12 protein-coding genes are annotated in these 20,870 nt (G+C 70.6%); 7 read left to right on the forward strand and 5 right to left on the reverse strand.

The annotated features are described in order from the left end of the window. Window positions 1-724: 724 nt before the first annotated feature. The 6 genes from K7472_RS14730 to K7472_RS14755 are packed head-to-tail and all read left to right on the forward strand — an operon-like array spanning window position 725 to window position 6,915. Window positions 725-1,729 carry a 3-oxoacyl-ACP synthase III family protein gene (locus K7472_RS14730; protein WP_308013917.1) on the forward strand — a complete coding sequence of 335 codons (1,005 nt, stop codon included), beginning with the start codon at window positions 725-727 and terminating at the stop codon, window positions 1,727-1,729. After that, the gene (locus K7472_RS14735) at window positions 1,726-2,730 is read left to right on the forward strand and encodes an alpha/beta fold hydrolase (RefSeq protein WP_222977979.1); all 1,005 of its coding nucleotides are present in this window, start codon (window positions 1,726-1,728) and stop codon (window positions 2,728-2,730) included. Before K7472_RS14730 ends, K7472_RS14735 begins: the two co-directional genes overlap by 4 nt. Then, complete coding sequence (locus tag K7472_RS14740) at window positions 2,727-4,412, forward strand: AMP-binding protein (protein WP_222977980.1); 1,686 nt, start codon at window positions 2,727-2,729, stop codon at window positions 4,410-4,412. The genes K7472_RS14735 and K7472_RS14740 overlap by 4 nt, the downstream gene beginning before the upstream one ends. Continuing rightward, window positions 4,409-5,362: an NAD-dependent epimerase/dehydratase family protein gene (locus K7472_RS14745; protein ID WP_252395592.1), complete on the forward strand. Its 954-nt coding sequence runs from the start codon at window positions 4,409-4,411 to the stop codon at window positions 5,360-5,362. The genes K7472_RS14740 and K7472_RS14745 overlap by 4 nt, the downstream gene beginning before the upstream one ends. A 39-nt stretch (window positions 5,363-5,401) precedes the next feature. Next, entirely contained in the window at window positions 5,402-5,695 is a 294-nt protein-coding gene (locus K7472_RS14750) for an acyl carrier protein (protein WP_222977983.1), read from the forward strand. After that, complete coding sequence (locus K7472_RS14755) at window positions 5,692-6,915, forward strand: beta-ketoacyl-[acyl-carrier-protein] synthase family protein (RefSeq protein WP_222977985.1); 1,224 nt, start codon at window positions 5,692-5,694, stop codon at window positions 6,913-6,915. The genes K7472_RS14750 and K7472_RS14755 overlap by 4 nt, the downstream gene beginning before the upstream one ends. Before the next feature lie 45 nt (window positions 6,916-6,960). On the opposite strand, the gene K7472_RS14760 is transcribed toward K7472_RS14755, so the two are convergent. From K7472_RS14760 to K7472_RS14780, 5 genes are all read right to left on the reverse strand, one after another. Next, a complete protein-coding gene (locus K7472_RS14760) occupies window positions 6,961-8,283 on the reverse strand; it encodes an aldehyde dehydrogenase family protein (protein ID WP_222978053.1) in 1,323 nt (440 codons plus the stop codon). 14 nt (window positions 8,284-8,297) lie between these two features. Further along, window positions 8,298-9,887, reverse strand: a complete 1,590-nt coding sequence (locus tag K7472_RS14765; protein WP_222977987.1) for a PfaD family polyunsaturated fatty acid/polyketide biosynthesis protein — start codon at window positions 9,885-9,887, stop codon at window positions 8,298-8,300. Next, window positions 9,884-12,121: a hotdog family protein gene (locus tag K7472_RS14770; RefSeq protein ID WP_222977989.1), complete on the reverse strand. Its 2,238-nt coding sequence runs from the start codon at window positions 12,119-12,121 to the stop codon at window positions 9,884-9,886. The genes K7472_RS14765 and K7472_RS14770 overlap by 4 nt, the downstream gene beginning before the upstream one ends. 28 nt (window positions 12,122-12,149) lie before the next feature. Beyond that, window positions 12,150-18,170, reverse strand: coding sequence for a type I polyketide synthase (locus K7472_RS14775; RefSeq protein WP_222977991.1), 6,021 nt, complete (start codon window positions 18,168-18,170; stop codon window positions 12,150-12,152). A gap of 160 nt (window positions 18,171-18,330) precedes the next feature. Continuing rightward, the gene (locus K7472_RS14780) at window positions 18,331-18,588 is read right to left on the reverse strand and encodes a hypothetical protein (RefSeq protein ID WP_252395593.1); all 258 of its coding nucleotides are present in this window, start codon (window positions 18,586-18,588) and stop codon (window positions 18,331-18,333) included. A gap of 619 nt (window positions 18,589-19,207) precedes the next feature. Here K7472_RS14780 and K7472_RS14785 point away from each other — a divergent pair. Continuing rightward, the gene (locus K7472_RS14785; protein ID WP_252395594.1) at window positions 19,208-20,752 is read left to right on the forward strand and encodes an ABC1 kinase family protein; all 1,545 of its coding nucleotides are present in this window, start codon (window positions 19,208-19,210) and stop codon (window positions 20,750-20,752) included. The last annotated feature ends 118 nt before the right edge of the window (window positions 20,753-20,870 follow it).

Consider the following 20,870-nt stretch of genomic DNA (forward strand, 5'->3'; position numbering starts at 1 on the left):
ATCCGCGACGCGTGAACGCGAGGACGTCTCTTCCGGTGGCCGGGCGTTCTTCGGCGGTGAAGTCACCGCGGGAAGCATTCACGAATGCTCACACCGGGATCCGCTTCCTGCACCAGAAACGCGCGGGGGCGCGGAGGCGACTTTTGCTACCGACGGTTCGGGAAATCGTTGCGACCGGGTCCGCCCTCTCGCCATGTTTTCGGCCTCGCCGGTGAAATTCGGTTCTGATGTGACCGTATTGAACGGAACGCGGAGTCGGCGGCTCCAGGCCGCTGGACCTTGACCGCCACGGGTTTGCCGCACGGAAGCCGGGCGGCGTACAGAAATCCGACCGCGTCGGTCGCGGGCTGAAGAACGCGGAATGTTGGTGAATTCGGTGAGTAGCGGGCTGCCCCGCCTTGATTACTTGCGGCACCCGGGCGGTCTCCGCGTTCACAGCGGACCTCCAGTAATCCTTCGAGGGTGGATGTGAATGTATGATTTAGCGATTCAATTCCTTCCGGTTTGCGATGTGAGCGACTGCTGAAACATGTGGTGCTGATTTTCCGAACACGCACACGGTGTATCTGTTTTTACCTCGCCGATGGATTCAGGATCTGCGCCGCCGGGCACCCCACCTCCAGCCGACCGACAGGAAATTTCTGCTCGTACAGCGGCATGTGATTATCGGAGGTGGCCGATGACTGCCAGAATTCCTCGATCGGATGGGCCGGGTATTCGTGCCGTGCTGGAGTCGGTCGCGGCCCACCTTCCCGACCGCTACCTGTCCGACGTCGAGATCGAAGAGGCGATCAGCAAGGCGAGCTGTGGGTTCAAGCCCCCTTCCGGCATCCTTCGCCAACTCACCGGAGTACGGGGCGTACACGTGTCGCCGGATGGTCAACAAGCCTCCGATCTCGCCGTCATGGCGGCCAGGAAGACTCTGGACGAGTGCGGCGTCCGGCCTGGTGACGTGGACTTGCTGATCTTCGCCGCCTCCAGCCAGGACATGGTGGAGCCCGCCACCGGGCACATCGTGGCCGCCAAACTCGGCCTGGAATGCCCGGCGTTCGACGTCAAGAACGCCTGCAACAGCGTTCTCAACGCGATGGAGATCACTCAGGCGCTGATCGCCACAGGCGGCTACCGCCGAGTGCTGGTGGCCTGTGGCGAGGCTCCCTCGCGGTGTGTGCGATGGTCGGTCAGCGACGCGGCCGCCTTCGCCCGGTCGTTCGCCTCCTACGGGTTCTCCGACGCCGGCGCGGCGTTGCTGTGGAGGGCCTCAAGCGTGGGGGAGCCGCCCGGTCGCGGATTCCTGGGCACTGAGTTCGCGGCCGTGTCGTCCGCGTGGTCGGCGGCGGTGGTCGAGGGTGGCGGAACGGTGCACCCCGATGGTGGCGAGCACCGCTTCTTCCGGATGGACGGTGTCAGGATGCGCCAGGCGCTCCGGCGTCTCGACGCGCACCCCTGGCGGCTGCTCGATCAACTCGGCCTGCGATGGGACGACTTCGCCGTGGTGGGGATCCACCAGGTGTCGGTGTCCGACATCGACGAGGTGTGTTCGCGCCGGGGCATCCCCCGGGACAGGGTGATCGACACCGTGTCCGTCGAGGGCAATGTGGCTTCCGCGTCCCTTCCCCTGCAGTTGGCGCGGGCCATGGAAAGGGGCCGGGCGGCGCCCGGGGACCTCGTCGCGCTGGTCGGTCTGGCGGCGGGTGCGAGCGCCGGAATGGCGGTGATCCGGCTGTGAGCGCGACACCATCGCTGCGCGAGGACGAGGCACGACGACTGCCGGGCTACCCGTTCCGCGGCCACTGGTTCGACCACGGGAACTGGCGTCAGCACTACGTGGACGAGGGCAGGGGTGCCCCGGTGCTGTTCGTCCACGGCAACCCCGCCTGGAGTTACCTGTGGAGGGGCCTGATCCAGGGGCTGCGTGGAGGCTACCGATGCGTCGCCCCGGACCACATGGGCCTGGGCCTGTCCGACCGCGCGCGCGAACACGAGGGGTCCCTGTGCGCCGAACGGCGCGCGGAGGACCTGGCCCGACTGGTGGAGCACCTTGTGGCGAACGAGGGCGCCCCCGAGCGCGGATGGACCCTCGTCGTCCACGACTGGGGAGGTCCCATCGGACTCATGTGGGCCCGATCGCATCCGGGCATGGTCGATCGCCTGGTGGTGCTGAACACCGCGGCCTTCCCCTGGCCGGCCGAATACCGGCTGCCGCTGGGCCTGCGGGCGATGCGTCACTGGCCGGCCGGCCCTCTTGCCCACTACGGCAACGTGATGGCTCACGCCGCCGTACGAGTGGGCGTGTGCCGTCGGCTGCCTCAGGCCGTGCGCGCCGCGTACCTGGCACCGTACCGGCGGCCACGGGACCGGCGCGCTGTCGGCCGGTTCGTGCGGGAGATCCCCCTGCGGCCCTCGGATCCGGGCTGGGCGCGCGCTCAGTGGCTGGCGGAAGGCCTGCACGCCTTCGAAGACCTGCCGTGCTTCGTCGGCTGGGGCATGCGTGACCCGGTCTTCAACGACGTGGTCCTCGCCGAATGGACCCAGCGGCTGCCGCAAGGGCGGTTCCACCTCTACCCGTTCGCCGGGCACTACGTCATGGAGGATGCCGCCGACCAACTGCTGAGTGACCTCACGTCCTTTCTCTCCGCCACCGACCGGGCCGTCGATCGCACGGCGCCGCCGAGATCCCGTCGCACGTATCCGTTCCCGTCCGTGGGGAAGGAGGGGGAGAGCCGGTGAAGAGCGTCACTCAGGCCTTTCTCGATACCGCCTCCGAGCGATCCGATCGGGTCGCCGTGCTGCGGTACGCATCCGCAGGACGCGCGAGGCCGCTCTCGTTCCGCCAACTCGAAGAGCGGACCCGGCGACAGGCCGTCCACCTGGCCGCCAGGGGAGTCGTCCCAGGAACACGCTGCGCGATCTTCGTCCGTGACCCCGTCAACATGCTCACCAGCCTCTACGCGACAGTGCGGCTGGGCGCTGTCCCGGTACTGATCGACGGCCGACTGCCACGTGCCACCGTCGCGCGAGCCCTCGACGCGGCCGAGCCGGCGGCCTTCATCGGCGACCCCCTGACGCTCGCGGCCCGCATCGCCTACGGCTGGGGTCGCGACAGCGTCACCACCCGCGTATGTGCGACCCGCCTCACCGATGGGACAAGGCCCGGGGGAGCGCGATCCGATTTCGCACGGGACGCGTTCGTCCCGCGGCTGGACCATCCCGCGCTGATCGCCTTCACCTCCGGGTCCACCGGGCCCGCGAAGGGCGCGATCTACGATCACCGTCACCTCAGTGCGCACATCGAATCGCTCCGAGGGGAACTCGGCATCACGCCCGGCGCGGTGACCGTGTCGGCCTTCCTCCCGTTCGCTCTCTTCGGGCCCTTGCTGGGTCTGACCACCGTGCTGCCCGACATGGACTTCACCCGGCCGGCGCGGTCCAACCCGCACCGCCTGGCCGAAGCCGTCCGCCTCAGCGGGGCGAGCGTGCTGGTGGCTTCCCCCGCCGTCCTGCGAACCCTGGCGGCTGCGGCCGTCTCCCGAGGCGGAGACGGCCTGCGGACGCTGCGCGCGCTGTACTGCTTCGGCGCCACCCCTCCCCACGATGTCCTCACCACCCTGCACCGCGCGCTGCCCGATGCCCGCATCCACTCCGTCTACGGCGCGACCGAATGCCTGCCGGTGAGTGTGATCGACAGCCGGGAGCTCGTCGGACCTGCCGGTACGGCCACCGAGCAAGGCGCCGGCACATGCCTCGGCCGCCCCTTGCCCTCGGTTCGCGTAACGGTGGTCGCCGCCCTCGAACAACCGGTACCGCGGTGGTCCGACGACTGGCCGGTCGAATCCGGATCCATCGGGGAGATCACCGTGAGCGGCCCCAACGTCAGCCCCGACTACGTCGGAGCGCCGGACGCCACCGCGCGCGCCAAGGTCAGCGACGGCTCCCGCCGCGTGCACCGGACCGGCGACCTGGGACGGATCGACGCCGAGGGCCGCCTCTGGTTCTGCGGACGTGTCGCCCACCGCGTCAGCACCCCTTCGGGAACGACGCCGGCCGAACCCGTGGAAGCCGCCCTGGACCGCGTCCCCGGTGTGCGCCGAACCGCACTTGTGGGACTCGGGGTGCCGGGGGCGCAGGTTCCGGTCCTGTGTGTGGAACCCGAACCGGGCACCAGGCGCGCGGCCCGCCACGAACTCACCATGAGGCTGCTGGCCGCGGCCTCGTCGCTGCCCGAGAGCGTATGGATCGGACCAGTGCTCTTCCGCAAGCGGTTCCCGACGGACGTCCGGCACAACTCCAAGATCGACCGAGCGGCACTCTCCACCTGGGCGGAACGCGCCCTCCGCCTTCACGGGCGACGGCGCCGAAGGGCACTGCCGTCGGGAGGCCCTCTTCCTCCCGGACCGGAGGGCGGCCGATGAACGTCCTGGTGACCGGAGGCACAGGGTTTCTCGGACGCGCCGTGTGCCGCGCACTGGTCGAACGCGGCCATCGCGTCAGGTCCTTCGCCCGAAACACGCACTACCGCCTGGACGCCTACGGTGTGGAGCAGTTCCGCGGCGACATCCGCGACGTCGCAGCCGTTCGCCGGGCCACCGCCGCATGCGACGCCGTCGTCCACTGCGCGGCCATGGCCGCCCATTGGGGGTCCTGGACGGAATTCTGGCAGATCAACGTCACGGGCACGGCGAACGTGGTGGCGGCGTGCAGGACGCAAGGGGTACCGCGACTCGTCCACACCTCGACCGCGAGTGTGGTCTTCGACGGCAGGAGCATCGAGGGAGCCGGGGAGTCGCTTCCCTACGGCCGCTGCCTCGACCGTTACCCGGACACCAAGAAGGCGGCGGAGCAGATCGCACTGCGCGCGAACGACAAGACGCTGGCCACGACAGCCCTGCGCCCCCACCTCGTGTGGGGGCACGGCGACCCGCACTTCGCGCCCGTGCTCGCGGGCCAGGTGCGCGGCAGTTCCATCGTGCTGCCGGGCGACGGACGCAACCTCATCGACACCGTGCACGTCGTCGACGCCGCGAACGCCCACGCGCTCGCCGTGGAGAGGCTGACGTCGTCGAGCCCCCTGGCCGGACGGCCGTACTTCATCACCCAAGGCTCGCCGCGGCCGCGCGACCAGGCCGTGGCCGAGTTGCTGGCCGCGCAGCTCGGACGACCGGTCCGCGTGCGTCACCTTCCCCGTACTCCCGTGATGCTCATGGCAACCGCAGGGGAATTCCTCCACCGGCGCCTCGTGACATCGAAGGAGCCGGCTCTCACCCGTTTCATCGTCGCGGAGTTGACGACCTCGCACTGGTTCGACATCTCCGCGGCCCGACGCGACCTGGGCTACAACCCCCGCCCCACACCGACGTTCTGACAAGCGCCGTCCCACGGGCCAGGCGAATCCGGAGGAGCTGTGACGAAACTCTACGACGAGGTCAAGGGCTGTGTGGCCCGGCACTTCAACCTCGATCCCGAACGCATCAGGCCGGACACCACCTTGGACGAACTGGAGCTGGACTCCCTGGCGCAGGTGGAACTCACCTGCATCCTTCAGGACGAACTGGGCCTGACCGTCCCGCAGGACACCAAGCTCGCACCCGGTACCGCCACCTTCAGCGAACTCGTCACCCTCGTGTCAGGTAACGCGGCACCACGGGAGCCGGAGAGGTCACCAGCCACCCCAGGACCGTCCGGAAACAGCACATGACCGGCCAGCGGATCGCCGTCACCGGAATCGGGCTGCTCACGCCCTGCGGAATGGGAACTCAGCCGTCATGGGACGGGGTCTGCCGCGGCGTGTCCGCCGCGGCGAAGGACCCGGAACTCACGGGCGTGCCCACGGACTTCTCGTGCCGCGTCCCGGAGTTCGACCCCCTCGCGCAGCTGGGGCGCCAGGTGTGGCGCATGGACCGATTCGTGCAACTGGCCTTGGCGGCCGCCCGTGAAGCCGTCCACGACGCCGGGCTCACCTCGACCTCCTGGGACCGCACGAGAACCGCAGCGGTCATGGGCGTGGGATCCGAGAGCCGGGCCGCCCTCATGGAAGCCACTCACCGGTACTTCCAGGGGACGACCGACACCATCTCGCCACTGACGATCCCCCGCATCACCACCAACATGGCAGCCGGCGAAATCGCCATCGACCAGGGTCTTCTCGGCCCGACCCTGGCGGTGAGCACCGCCTGCGCCTCGGGTGCCACCGCACTGGGAACCGCCCGGGACCTGCTGCTCACCAAAAGGTGCGACGTCGTCCTCGCCGGTGGCACGGAGGCACCGTGTCATCCCCTGACGTCCCTGGCGTTCTCCCGGATGAAGGCCCTCTCCCGCAGGGCCGACGACCCCCGGCACGCGAGCCGCCCCTTCGACCGCGACCGTGACGGATTCGTCCTCGGGGAAGCCGCGGGAGTCCTGGTCCTGGAACGGGAAGCGGATGCGCGGGCCAGGGGGGCGTCCGTACACGCCTACCTCGCCGGATACGGCACCGCCACCGACGCCTACCACTACGCCGCGTCCCACCCACAGGGGCGGGGCATCATCCAGGCGTTTCGCACGGCCTTGGCCGATGCCGATCTGGCGCCGGACGACATCCACCACGTCAACGCCCACGGCACATCGACACCGATGAACGACCTGCTGGAAGCGCGAGCCCTCAACCACCTCTTCCCCACGGGCCCACCGCCCGTCACCTCCACCAAGGGCGTCACCGGACACACCATCGGCGCCGCCGGGGCCATCGAAGCCGCCTTCTGCGTCCTGACCCTGCGGGACCAGCGAATCCCACCCACGGCGAACCACGAGCGAACCGATCCCGAGATCGATCTCGACGTCGTGACCGGCGCACCGCGCGAACACCGGATGCGGACGGTCGCCAGCAATTCGATCGGCTTCGGCGGCCACAACGCGGTCGTCGTCTTCCAGGCCCCCTGAGACCCGCCGCGCTCGTCGGGCATCGGATCCCGGTTCGGGGCCGTTTCACAGCGAGCGAAGAGCCGCCAAGGGCAGGCCAGGTGGCAGGCCTGCGCCGGACGGCCGGTTGAGAGCGATGTGGGCTGCGGGCAGGCTCGCGAACTGAGGCCACAACTGGCCGCGCGACGTGCGGGTGTAGACGCTCAGGTGCGGGCCTCCCCGTCGCATGACGTCCAGGGCTTCCGACCAGGCCGAGAAGCGGACGACCAGGGAAGCGGGTCCGGTGGGAGGAGTCGGTGGCGACGCCGCGTGCCCGGGGGCCAGAAGCAGAAGAGGGCGCGGGACGCCGATCACAAGCGCAGGGTGCGGAGCCCTGGGCCAGACGACGTCGGCACCGCCGTCGATGACGCCTCGCGTCCAGGACGCGAGGCGCTCCGACTGTCCGCGTTCCGGCAACGCGGACACGGGCGTGAAGCAGGCCAGTCGACGGCTCAGGTCGGCCAGGAACGCGGGCAGAAGGCTGGTGTGCACCAGGACCAAAGGGGTCGCCGCGCATCCGCGTCCGGCTCGCCCGAAGCACGCGGTGAGCGCCCCTCGTGCGGCCGCTCGCACGTTCCCGTCATGGCGCAGTACGAGGAGCCCGGGCGCCCGACGGCGAGGAGATACGAGGTCCTGGCAGCACTGCGGGACCGCGCCCTGCGTGTGCTCGGCCAGGACCGAGCGAAGGGCTGCCAGGTCCTCGTCCTCAGGGCCGCAGATCGACAGTTGCCACACGTGACGTGGGAGCCCGGCCCCGCGAGCCGCCATGACCGCCGCCAGAGCAGGCACGGCGCTGCGGTGGTCGACGACCGTGACGACCGCGACGCCGCTCAACAGGGCGGGAAGCGCTCCTTCCAGGAGCGAAGCCAGCGGACGCGCTGCGTCGACGGACGAGAACACGACGAAAGGCTGCCCGGCCCGTCGAAGGAGGCTGAGACATGAAGCGTCGGGAGCGGAGCGTGGACCGAGCAGGGCGGCCCGCGCGTGAGCCCGTGGGATCCGGGAGGCGTGCAGGCACTCCGCGTGAGCGTCGGCGGGACCGAGACCGCAGCTCTCCGTGAGAACCGCCACCAGGGCGGTGCGGTGGACACCGAGTGCTCTGCCGAGGCACCGCACCCAGCGCAGCCGTTCGTGGACGGACGTGGCGCCCCACCACCACGACGCCCCTTCGGCCCGGGAGACGGTGGCCCGTACGTCGCGAGGCCCGCAGACCGGTACGGAGACCAGGGGCCGACCGGAGAAGACCCCGGTCACCGGCGTGAACGTTCCGCGCGCGTCCTCGACTCCGGCTTGGGCCAGAGCTCGGGCCAGGGACCTGCCGAGGAGGACCCGGACGCACGGGTCCGGCATCGCCGTTCCGGGGCTCACAGCGCGTGTTCCAGGGCAGGTGGCGCCTCCTGGGAGGCGATCACCGCGTCGAGGGAGGACGCGGCACACCACGACGGGAGCCGCACGCCGGCCAGGCGCAGCTGGGCCAGGCGACCGTGGTGAGCGGCACCGGAGAGGAGGGCTTCGGCCACCATGGCGGCGTGCCGGTTGTCCGGTGTGCTCCACGGTGTTCCGCGCACCCACGCGTTGAAGGCCCCCATCGCGGGCCCGCACCAGATCTGGAAGTCACCTTGCCGGTCCCTGTCGCCGGCCACCGCCCAGCGTGACGACGACCCGAGGTACCAGCGGAAGACCAGGGCCATCCGCAGGCGTGGGTCGTCCCGTGCCCTCTCGGCGCGCTCCGGATCGTGACGGCCGAGGTACGCGGCGACCTGCGACCACACCGCCTCCAGCGGTCGGTGGAAGAGTTCCCCCTCCAGCCGGGCGCGGTCACCGGCGCACAGGTCGTCGAGGCCTCCGTGCTCGCGGTAGAGCCGGTACAGCCAGGCCGCCCGGCCGGCGAACAGCGTGCCGCGCTTGAGCACTTGTACGTCGACGCCCATCTCGAACATGTCGGCGGCCGGTGCCATGGCGCAGTCGCCGATGTCGGCCTGGGCCAGGAGCGCCTTGACCGCCGCGGAGGTGCCGGCCTCGACGCAGGACTGGTTGACCGAGCCGGTGACCACGTAGTCGGCTCCCATGGCGAATGCCCCGAAGGCCGCCTGCGGCGTGCCGATCCCGCCGGCCGCCCCGATCCCTACCACCCCGCCGGGGCGCCCGTCGAGGGCCTCGCGGTCCCGCAGCGCCAGCAGCAGCGGCAACTGCGTGACCAGCGGACGGCGGTCCGTGTGACCCGCGGAATCCGCCTCGACGGTGATGTCGTCGGCCAGGGCCACCATCCCCGCCAGCCGGGCTTGTTCCTCCGTCAGCGCGTCCTGCCGGAGCAACCGTGTGATCAGCTCCGGCGGGGCCGGCCGCAGGAAGAACCGGGCGGTTCCGGCCTGGGAGACCTTGGCGACGACCCGGTGATCGCACACGACGTTCCCGTCCCGCGCGCGGCGCAGTCCGGTGGCCCGGTAGCGGACCAGGTCCACGGTGGGGGCGAGGAAGGCGGACGCCTCGACGCAGGACACACCGTGCCGGAGGTAGAGGTCGACGGCGTCCTTCTCGTTCCGCGGCCGGGCGGGGTCGTGGATGAGGTTGCACGCCCAGGACGCGGTGGGAAGTTTCGTACGCAGTTCGCGCACCGCTCGCTCGATCCGTTCGGAAGGCAGACCGGCGGCGCCGAAGGAGGCAAGGAGTCCCCGGCGGGCGAGGGTGACCACGAGGTCCACGGAGGAGATCCCACCCGCCATGGATCCCGCCATGTAGGCGGCCTTCAGTCCGTGCCGCCGGACGAAGGCCCTCGACCCCAGTTGCCGCGGCCCGGCCGGCGGGGCGACGGCGACCACTTCGTGGCCCGTCCCGGGCTCCGGAGGCTCGTTGCCCGCCCCCACCCGCCCGGCGCGACGGACCACGAAACACGGCCGGTCCAGGTCGGCGATGGCGTCGCGGACGCCTGCCCGGTCGAAGCGCACCGTGCTCATCGTCGTCCCCGTCCACCGGTGAGGCCACTGCTGCGCAGCGCGATGCCGTCCACCGCGTAGATGCGCAGCCCGTCACGCCAGACACTGCCGTCGGCCACGCAGAGCACGTGCTCCCGCTCTCGGCGTACGTCCCTGACGTGGACTTCGGCCTGGATCCGCTGGTGGCACGGCAGGATCTGCCCCCGATAGGCCCACCGCAGCTCCTGTTCGGGTGCCGGGACCAAGGCCCGCACCGTGTCCTCGGGGAGCGCGCCGCTGTGGAGCAGATGCGAGCGGAGCGCCTGGAAGAGCAACTCGACACCGCACGATCCCGGCAGGACCGGATCGTCCAGGAAATGCCGTCCGAAGAACCAGTCGTCCTGCTGAACCCGCTTGCTCAGCAGGAGATATCCCTTCCGGTGCTGGCCGCCGTCCGGGACGCTGAGGCACTCGGTCTCCCTCAGCAGGGCCAGGCGGCCTTCCGCGAACAGGGCTTCGTCCTCGGGGTGGAAGCGGTCTGCTGCCGACGCTCGTTCGGGCTGCTCGAAGAGCCAGGGCAGCACGTGGCGCCCGCCGTCGAGTCCCCGTTGCTGAGCGAGTACCGGCTGGGTGAAGAACCCGTGGACCGTCTCACCGCGCTGGAAGACCTCGTCGTCCACGGCCAGTTCGAACCGGTAGCGCTGGAGCAGGGCTCCCGGCAACGGGGTGTGCGAGAGCAGCGTCGTGCGTTGCCGGACCGTCCGGCCCTCCAGGGGCAACGGGTGCAGGAGCTCGGCGTGCCCTTCCAGGTTGCGGACGGTGAGGTTCTCCCCGGGGTGTTCGAGACTGCTGCCGAGCGCGGCGCCGACGAACGCGGCGGCCTGCAGGGCCATCTCCAGGCGGGCGAACCACGGCACGACGCCGGCGTTGTCGCGCACGTACCACGGGTCCTGCGGGACGTCGTACTCGGTGAGGTACGTCGTGCCGATCGGGTAGCCGCGCCTGGGCGTGGTGACCAGGCGGTTCAGCATCAGCAGGTCTCCCCGGGGCAGCCGTGGACGCACCGCGGCCGCGGTCGCGTGCGCGGCGGGACCGTAGGTGACGGCCAGGTCGCCCTCGCAGGCGTGGGCCATGTGGAGTTCGTTGGCGTAAACCGGCTCGCCGCGGCTGGAACGTCGCCCGGGGCCGTTCTGTCCCGGCATGACGGACGAGTCCGCGGTCTCCTGGAAGACGACTTCCACGCCGCGCAGCCATCCCACCGGTCCGCTCCCGTCCAGCACCTCGACGTCCGCGCGTACGCGTGGACGGGGCACGAGCGTGGAGGCCGTCACCTCGGCCCGCAGGGTCAACTCGCGGGCGAGCCGGCCGGCTCCGGCCAGGCGCACGGCGACCGGGCGGCCCACGGCCGGACGGGCGCAGGCATCGGGAAGGCACAAGTGCAGGCCGTCGTGGAGGACTCGGATCGCCAGGAGCTGCCAGGCGGCACGTACGACCTCCGTCCACGATCTGTCGCCCTCGGACGCCGCCCGCAATCGGCCGGTGGCCGCCCCCGTGTCGGACAGTGCCACTTCTTCGAGCAGATCGGCACCGATGAGGCCGGACCACGTGGCGAAGGCGCCCGGGTCCTCGGGTCCGTTCGCGGCGGCGAAGACGTGATCGATCCTTCCGAGGGAGAGCGCGTCGAGGTCGTCGCGGGAAAGGACGTGGCGTTCGGGGCGCCACAGCGCCTCTCGCCTGATGCTGTCGCCCGGTGTCGGCGAGCCTTCCTCCTCGCCCGGTCGGGAGGTTTCGCGGCGGGCCTCGGCCAGGAGCCGCCCGTTGTGCCGGACCGACCAACCGGGCCTACCGGGTGCGCAGTTCCCATGACCTCGGAGGTCGTCGGCCCGGCGGGGCGGGGCATGGTGCCAGACCAGGGAGACGTTCATCGCTCCGGTCGTGTCGTCCGCCGCGCTGCCGGTGCTCTCGCCGACGGCATGCACCTTTGCCACGACGGCAGCCCCGGTGGAGCCCTCGACGGCATCACCGTTCACGGCCGGGTCACGACCGGCGCCCCGGAGCGCCTGGGCGATGAGCAGGTTCTGGAGCGCGGCATGGGTGCGCAGTACGGCTTCGTGCGCGGTCACCGCCCACTCGGCGAACCCGGCAGGGGGAGCGTCGGCACCGGCGCGGGTCCCGGCCGGGCCGGGGTGCGGTGTCGTCGGCTCCGCGCGGGGTGGATTTCGCGGCGGCCACCACTGGGCGAGGGGGACGGGGTGATCGAATGCGAGGTCTTCCATGGTCACGCTCCGTTCCGGAGGGCGTGGATCACACGTCGGCGGCGGAGGCCGGCCAGGCGGCGCGGCTGCCGAGCTGCGGGGCGGCCACGATGCCCTTGAGCCGGATCCAGCGCTGCAGGACCGTGCCGTCGGGCTCGGTGGCCGTCACCGTGCAGATCAGTTCCAGCAGGTTGTGGTCGTGGAGTTCCACGGTGATGACGAACGGCTTGCCGTCGGGGAGGGCACGGAGAAGTTCGACCTTCTCCACCGCGACGGGCAGACACCGGTGACCGGTGATCCGCCGTCCCAGCAGTGCCGCGGCCTGTAGCAGCAGATCGGCGAGGGCGGGGCTGAACTCCGTGCCCGCGTAGGCTCCACGGGCCACCGTGGGATCGGGCAGGAGAGCCTGGACGACGAGCCGGGTGCCGTCCTCCTGGAGCACCTGTCCGAGGCCCCGCAACGAGGGGCCGTGGAAGAGGAACCCGTCGTCGTAGGCGGGGTGGAGATCGTGGGCGGGCGGTGGCGTGGTGGAAGTGCTCGCGGGGCGGGGTACGCCGTCCGTCGCCGGCCCGGTGACGAAGCTTCCCTCGTACCAGGGGGCGAGGCCGGTCCCGTCGCCGTGGACGGCCACCGCGACGCGTCCGTCGGGACGGGGCCGGACGGAGACACGCGCGCCCTCGGGGTGGCCGTCGTCGAGGACCAGGCCCTTGCGCACCTGGAATGCGTGGACTTCCGTGACCTTCCGGCCGGGGGACGTCTCTTCGACGGTGAAGACGCACCATCCGATCGCCGCCGTCATCGGAAGGACCGGCTGCCCGGCGATGGTGTGGTCACGCAGCACCGGTTCGGCGCCGAGCCCCGTCAGGTCCCGCCGGACCACGACTCCGTCCGGCGGCACGGGGGCCGGACTGAAGACGGAGGCGAGAGGCCCGATGACGCGGACCACGTCCTCCTGACGAGGGGCGGAGAACTGCTCGACGAAGTAGGCGCAGCCCTCTTCCCGGCTGAGCAGCGGAACTCCGAGCTGCTGGAAGAACCGCTGGGTGTCCTCGGTCGCCATCCCTCCGCGCCACGGCCCCCAGGCGAGCGCCGCCACGTGGGTGTGCGGATGGGCTGCCTTCCACGCGCAGGCGAAGCGGTTGAGGGCTTCGTTGGCCATGGCGTAGTCGGTCTGTCGTCCGTTGCCGTAGACGCCCGAGACGGAGGTGAAGACGATCAGGTGACGCAGCCGCTCGGGTTCGAGATGCCGCAGGACGTTGGTCAGTCCCGTCAGCTTGGTGGTGGCGACCCGCTCGATGTCTTCCGGTGTCTTCGCCGACAGCGGCTGGTCGGCCAGGACTCCGGCGCCGTGGACGACACCCGTGATCCGCCCGGCGTACGGGGCCAGCGCCGTACGTACCGCCTCGGCGTCGCCGATGTCCGCGGCGACGTACTCGACCCGGGCGCCCGACTTCCGCAGGACGTCGAGGGTTTCGTGCAACTCCTGGCGTTGGTGGACTTCGTGCGCCCGGGCAGGCGTCCCGGTGAGGCGTGTCCGGCCCAGCAGGACGAACCGGCAGGGGTGGTGTGCCGCGAGGGCGGTCACGCACCAGGCCGTGATGCCACGGGCGCCACCGGTGACGAGCAACACGTCATCCTGGCCGGGGTCGTTCACCGGGGTCCCGGAAGGCGGCACCCCCCTGGACAGCACCGGTGTCCGGCGCCGGGCACCGTCCCAGGCGACTTCGGGCACCCTGGCCACATCGTTGATCTCGTCCATCACCTGTTCCGCCGCCTCGCCCGATTCGCTGTCGGGCGCGATGTCGACGGTCCGGCAGAACAGGTCCGGCTCCTCCACACCCAGGGCCTTGGTCAAGCCGCCGAGACCGCCGAGCAGGGCCGGTCCGAGGCGGCCGTGGGATCCTGCCAGGCCCAGAGCGCCGTCGAGTTGGGTGACGGCGACGAAGGCGCCCCTGCGCCCGCGGGCGACGGCCTCCTTCAGCGTCGGCGCCGTGTGTTTGGCGACGAGTACGGCGTGGCGGAGTCGTGTGACGGCTCTGTCCCCGTCAGCCGCCGTGTGCCGGCCCTCGACCAGCAGACACAGGTCGAGCCTGCCGCCTTCCGACAGGGCATGGCCGATCTCGGCACGCAGCGACTCCTCCCGCCAGTCGCGAAGTCGCCGGGCGCCGGTGGGAGTCGTGTCCGGGCCGGGGGTGATGACGCGGTGCACCTTCCAACCGCGCACTGCGAGCGCGTCGGCCAGGGCGTTCGCCAGAGGGCCGCCGTCCTCCACGAGCACCGCCACCGGGCTGTCGCCGTACGCGCCGAGGAGGGTGTCGACCGCGGCCAGGGGCCTCAGCCCGAGGGAGGCCTGACCCTTGGGCACGTGAGCGGGCACCGCGTCCCCCGAGGTCCTGGGCGCCTTCGTGGTCAGCAGTTCGGCCAGTTCGGAGACCGTGCGGGCCTGGGCGAAACGGTAGATCTCCTCGCGGGGGAGGGACGGGTACCTGCGCCACGCCTCCGAGGCGATCTCCACCTGCTTCAGTGAGTCGATGCCCAGCTCGGTCTGGATGTCGCGTGCCGGATCGACCATCTCGACGGTGTAGCCGGTCTTCTCGGCGATCAGTTCCCGGAGGGCACGTTCGATCTCGGAACGGTCGAGGGGCAGGACACCGGCTCCGTCAAGTCCGGCATCCACGGAGATGCCGGTCAGCGCCTCGGCCGCGGTGTCCTCCTCGATGGCCGGGGACGCGGGTGGCTGCGCGCGGTCGCTGTCGACGAGCGTCTCCGAGGCGTCGAGAACCGCGGAAGGGACCAGAGCTGCCTGGGCGTTCGCCACCCGTGGCAAGGAGACGGGGACTTCTCGCCGTGTCCGGGGGAGGACATCGGCGGCCGCGGCGTCCGCCCCCGCGGTCGTCTCCTCGTCCGTGCCGTCACGGGACATCCGGAGGATGACCTCCTGGCTGCGGACATGGGTGTCGAAGAGCGCACGGCTGTGGTCCCGGACCGCTTCGACGCAGGTCACCAGGGCCGCGTCGGGGGCCCCACCGGCTCGGTCCAGGGCCTGCGCGAGAGAACGGGCGGTCTCCAACTGGCCGGACAGGAAACGGCTGTGCAGTTCCAGTTGGGTCGCCGCGGCACGCATCAGCCTCGCCGAGTCGTCCCTGGCCACGGGAGTCCCGCCGTCGTCTGCCGCGGACATGGGAACCTCGTCTGCCGCGGACGTGGGCACCTCCCGTGCGGACCGACCGGACGGTTCCGCGGTGGCGCGGCGGTAGGGGATTCGCAGTCGGGCCTCGTACGTGTCGCGGCGGGCCAGCACGGCGAAGGACGGTCCTTCGAGGGTCCGGGCCACCGGTGAGGGAGCAGCGGGCGGGGGTGGCGGTTCGGCGGCGTAGCGGTTGATGTCCCTGACGTCGAATCCCAGAACGGCCAGTCGTAGGGCGGCGCTCGTCAAGGTGATCGCGCCGTCCGTGCCCGGACCCGCATCGGTGGCGATGACCTCCACGGACTCGTCGGGAAGGATGCGGCGGACGAGCCGACCGAGAATCTGCCCCGGTCCGCACTCGACGAACACCCGCACCCCCTCCTCGTACAGCTCCCGCACACGGGCCATGAAGTCCACAGGCCTCACGATCTGGCGGGCCAGCACCTCCCGGTTCTCCCGCGGGTCGGCCCCGTACCGTGCTCCCGGGCTGTCGGCCTTGACACGGCAGGCGGGTGGGCGGAACTCGGCGGTGGCCAGGACGTCCGCGAACGGGGAGACGGCGTGGGCGACGCACGACGTGTGAAAGGCCGCCGCCACCGGGAGACGCGTCGCCGCCGGGCCACCGTCGCGCAGGCATTCCGCCACCAGGGCCTCGACGGCGGCGGTGGGGCCGCCCACGACGATCTCGTCCGGCGCGTTGACGTTGCACAGCGTCAGATCACCGTGCCGCTCCGCCCACGTCGACCACTGCCGTTCGGGCATCCGCAGGGCGGCCATCGCTCCGGGGTCGGCCACCTCCGGCGGCGGCCGCATCGCGCGTCCCCGCGCCCGGGCGACACGCAGGCAGTCCTGGTCGGACAGGCAGCCGGCGGCCCACACTGCCGTGACCTCACCGGAACTGTGGCCGAGCACCGCGTCCGGGCGGAAGCCGAGTTCGCGAAGGTAGGTGTACTGACCCATGGCCAGCGCGCCGACGGCGGCCTGGGCGTAGGCGGTGTTCCGCAGGCTCTCCCCGGGCGGCGCGTCGCCGTACCGCGGTTCCGGATACACGACGTGGGCCAACGAGGTGTCCTCGTCCTCCCAGAGGGCGTTGGCCGCGTCGAACGCCCTGCGCACCGGGGGGAGATCCAGGAGGGCGGTGACCCCCATCCAGGGGTACTGGCTGCCCTGTCCGGCGAAGAGGGCCGCGCTGGCCGTCCCGGGAGGAAGCCCCGAGCGCCGGTAGCGCACTCGGTCCTCCAGCGTCCACGCGCCCGCGTCCGTGTCGTCGCTCAGCCGGTCCACGGCCGCGGCGAGGAGACGTTCGCGTTCCGCCGGATCACGCGCGACGAGACCGAGGCGGGCGTGGTCCGGCGGCACGGCCCGGCCGGTGACGGCAGGAGCCCCTTCCCGCAACAGTGCCAGCAACGCGACGGGATCGGGGGCGTGCCACAGAAGGGCCCGCGGCGTCCTGTGCAGTGTCCGCAGCTCCGTCTCCGCGGGCTGGTACTCCTCGAGAACGGCATGGTAGTTCACCCCGCCGAAGCCGAAGGAGGACACACCGCCACGACGCACCCCGTGCCGCGGATCCCGCAGCCAGGGGCGGGCACGGGTGTTGATGTAGAGACCCGTGTCCCGTACGGCTTCGTTCGGAGCGCCGACGTTGATGGTGGGTGGCAGGATCCGGTGGTGGAGGGCCAGCGCGGTCTTGATCAACCCGGCCGCCCCGGCCGCTGCCTTGGTGTGACCGATCTGGGACTTCACACTCCCGACCGCGACGGACGCGGCCTTGCCACCCGAGGTCAGGGCGGTGCTCAGCGCTTCGAGCTCGACCGTGTCCCCGACTCGCGTGCCCGTCCCGTGGGCTTCGACGAACTGGACGGTCTCCGGGGCCACTTCGGCGTCGGCGTAAGCGCGTCGCAGGGCGGACAGCTGCCCCTTGGGGTTCGGAGCGTAGATGCTGCCGCTCCGTCCGTCGCTGGAGCCGCCCAGCCCACGCAGGACCGCGTAGACGCGGTCACCATCACGTTCCGCGTCGGCGAGCCGCTTGATCGCCAGCATGGCGATCCCCTCACCGAGCAGGGTGCCGTCGGCCTCGCTGTCGAACGGCCGTACCGACCCGGACGGCGAGAGCGCCGGGGTCTTGCTGAAGCACAGGAACGTGCTGACCGAGTTGTCGGCGTCGCACCCGCCGGTGATCATCAAGTCGGCACGGCGCTCGACCAGTTCACTCACCGCCATGCGCAAGGCCGCGAGGGAGCTGGCGCAGGCCGCGTCGACGGTGCAGTTGGCGGCACCGAAGTCGAATCTGTTGGCGATGCGTCCGGCCACGACGTTCGCCAGGACACCGGGAAAACTGTCCTCGGTCCACTCGGGGGATTCCTCGGCGAACCGGCGGGCGATCTCCTCGGCAGCACGCTCGTCGACCCCGCAACTGAGCGCCGCGCGCTTGACGGCGGGGGCCCGCAGGCGGGAGGACAAAGGGAACATGGTGGTGTTCTGGCCGCACACCCCGAGAATGACGCCCGTTCGGCTAGGGTCGTACCAGGAGGACTCCGGGCACCGCGCGTCCCTCAGTACCTCGCCGGCGACACGAAGACTCAACAGCTGCACCAGGCCGATGGAGTCCACCACCGACGGGGGAACGGCGAACTCCACGGGATCGAAAAGGACGGGGGGAAGGAAACCTCCTCGGCGCGCGTAGGTCTTGTCCTTCGCCCGCATATCCGCATCGTAGTGGTCCGGCACGCTCCAATGGGCGGCCGGGACGTCAGTGATGCAGTCACGACCGGCGACCACGTTGTGCCAGAATTCACGGACATCGCAGGCCTGGGGGAAAACGCCCGCCACTCCGATGATCGCGATGGGATTCTGTGCCAGTCGGGAACGAGAAGGAGCCGTCACGGGAAACCTCGAATCCGGGCCGAATGACTGCGGGAGGGAAAGGTGCGTCCGCGGGCTCGCCGGGCAGGTGAACCCCGAGAGACGGCCGTGAGCTGGGTCGGGCCCGGCGGGGGAGCAGGACCACCGGGCCGTCGGCTCCGTCGGCGGAGAGGGGGGCGTGTCAGGAAGCCGGTGCTCCGGACCGGGAGGGTTTGTCGCCGCCGTCGAGAATCTCCCGGAGGCGGTTCAGCTCGTTCCGGAGCGCGCTGATCTCGGCCGCCTGGTCCCACCTTCCGGGCTCGGCCGATCCGCTCTTCGGGGTGGTGGGGCGTGAGGCACGCTCCGTGTCCGGTTCGGCCTCCCCGACGCTGTGCTGCGCGAGCACTGCCGAACGGCCGGCACCCTCGACCATCTCGAAGGCGTCGATGACGTCGTCCATGTACTCCTTGAGGTCGGCGACGAGTCCGTGCAGGAGGCGTGCCAGATGGAACCGGTGAGGGGGCATGAAGGTGTCCTTTCCGTTGTCGGGGAGAGGCGTTCAGACTTCCGGGCCCTGAGGAATGGCCACCGATGCGGTTCACGCCGACGATTCTTTCGGGCCTGCCGAACCCGGTCGACCAGCGCCGTGGGACAGTCCAGGGGCCATTTCATGCGAGCAGAGTGATATTCGTGCCGAGACGGGACGCCTACGCGCCTGGTCCGTCGACAACGAAGGCGACGGACGTATCATCGTTTGAACGGAGTTGAGCGTCGAACCTCAGTGGAAGGAAGTCCACGTAAAGGCGGATTCGGCTCCTCTGTCACATTCCTACGGTGAATTGCCGTGCACAAGTCCCCCGATCCGCGTACGCCGTGCACGTGTGTTCCATGCCTCCACGATTCCTGTTGTCCGGGCGGCGCGGAGGCCGCGCGGCAACCGCGGTGAGCTTTTCCGCGGCGCGGGGTTTATGCCCCCTGCGTGCGGGTCATCTCCATAAGGCGCGACATGAAGTGGCCGTTGTGGCATTCACAAGGCGATCCGCCGCCATCTCTCGCCCCGCCCTTCCCGTTGCACCCCCATGGAGGTGCTGGTGATTCCCGAACGTGGTCGGCTACTGCTCGTCGTCGGGAGCGAGTTGCTCGCCGGTGAGCTGCGCGCGGCCGTCGGCCACAGAGGCACCGACGCAGGCGCCGACAGCGAGCTCGGCGCGAGTCGGGAGCGCGCGCGACGCGTTCGGGCCGCTCTGGAACGTCTCGGTCCGCTGTACGTGAAGGTCGGTCAGGTCCTCTCCACACGCGAGGACCTCGTACCGCCCGCTCTGGCCTCGGAGTTCGAGCGGCTGCACGACCAGGCGACCCCGTACCCGTTCGATCGCATGTCCACCGTGCTGGAGCAGGACCTCGGAAGCCACTGGCGCGAGCGCTTCAAGGACTTCGACACGCTACGCCCCCTCGGCTGCGCCTCGCTGGCGCAAGCCTATGCGGCGACGTTGAGTGACGGCAGGCCGGTGGTGGTCAAGGTGCAGCGGCCGGGCATCGCCAGGCTCATGGCCTCCGACATGCGCCTGCTGCGGCTCGTGACACGAGGCGTGTCGAAGCGGTTCCCCTTGATGAGCGAGACCATCGACCTCAACGCGATGTTGAGTGTCATCTTCGAGGCGATGCGGCACGAACTCGACCTGACGCTGGAAGCGGCGAACATGGACGAGGCCCGTACAACAGTGGGCGACATCGCAGGTATTCAGGTGCCGGACGTCGTGCATGCCACGCCGAGAGTGCTGATCCAGCAGCGTGCCCCCGGCACCAGTGTCCGCGACGCCGACCCGTCCGCCTTCGCGGTCGAGGAGCGCGAACGTATCGGGACCAGTCTTCTGGCGTTCATGTACCAGGGCTACTTCATCGACCACCGCTTCCACGCGGATCCCCATCCCGGGAATGTCTTCGTGTGCCCGGGCGGTCCGACCACCTTGATCGACTGGGGCATGGTCGGCCGGATCGACCGCCACTTGAGCAGCAGCCTGATGATGACGTTGCTGGGACTCGCCAACAACGACGCCCATGCGGTGGCGCGCTCCTGGGCGGAGATGGGCCGCCCGACACCATGGGCCGACCTCAGCGGATTCGAACAGGACATGGCCACCGTCGTCCCCAAGCTCGCGTCGATCCCTCTGAACCGTCTCCGCTTCGGCGCCTCGCTGGCCGCACTGCTGCGCCACTCCACACGACGCGGGATCCAGACGAACCCGATGATCGGATTGCTGGGCAAGTCCTTCGCCAACATCGAGGGGACCGTGCGGTACATCGCTCCGCAGTTGAGCGCCACCGACGTCCTGGTGGACCAGGCGGACAGGGTGCTGGCCGCACACGCGCTCCGGTCGCTGTCCCAGCAGCAGCTGAGCTACACGGCCCTGCAGATCCTTTCCGGACTCGAAACCCTCCTGCCACACGCCCGCGCCGTCACCCGAAGCCTGTCCAGCGGCGAGCTGACGGTCCAACAAGCGCCTGTCACACGGGCGTTCTCCCTGGTCGGTCACCGCACGAGCACGCGCGTGAAGCGGGCTGAGCGCCACCTTCTGGGCGCGGCCGCCCTGGCTTGGTACTTCAGCCGGACCGGCCGCCGATGACGGGTGGCAGCCGCGGATTCCGGACGAGTCGTCGCTTGCTCGGACAGCGGGCGGGGCCAGCGCCGACGATGGCCGTCCGGTCCGCCCACAACGACGGTGATTCCCGAGGCCGCAGACG

This window comes from Streptantibioticus parmotrematis, assembly GCF_019890615.1.
Classification (GTDB): domain Bacteria; phylum Actinomycetota; class Actinomycetes; order Streptomycetales; family Streptomycetaceae; genus Streptantibioticus_D; species Streptantibioticus_D parmotrematis.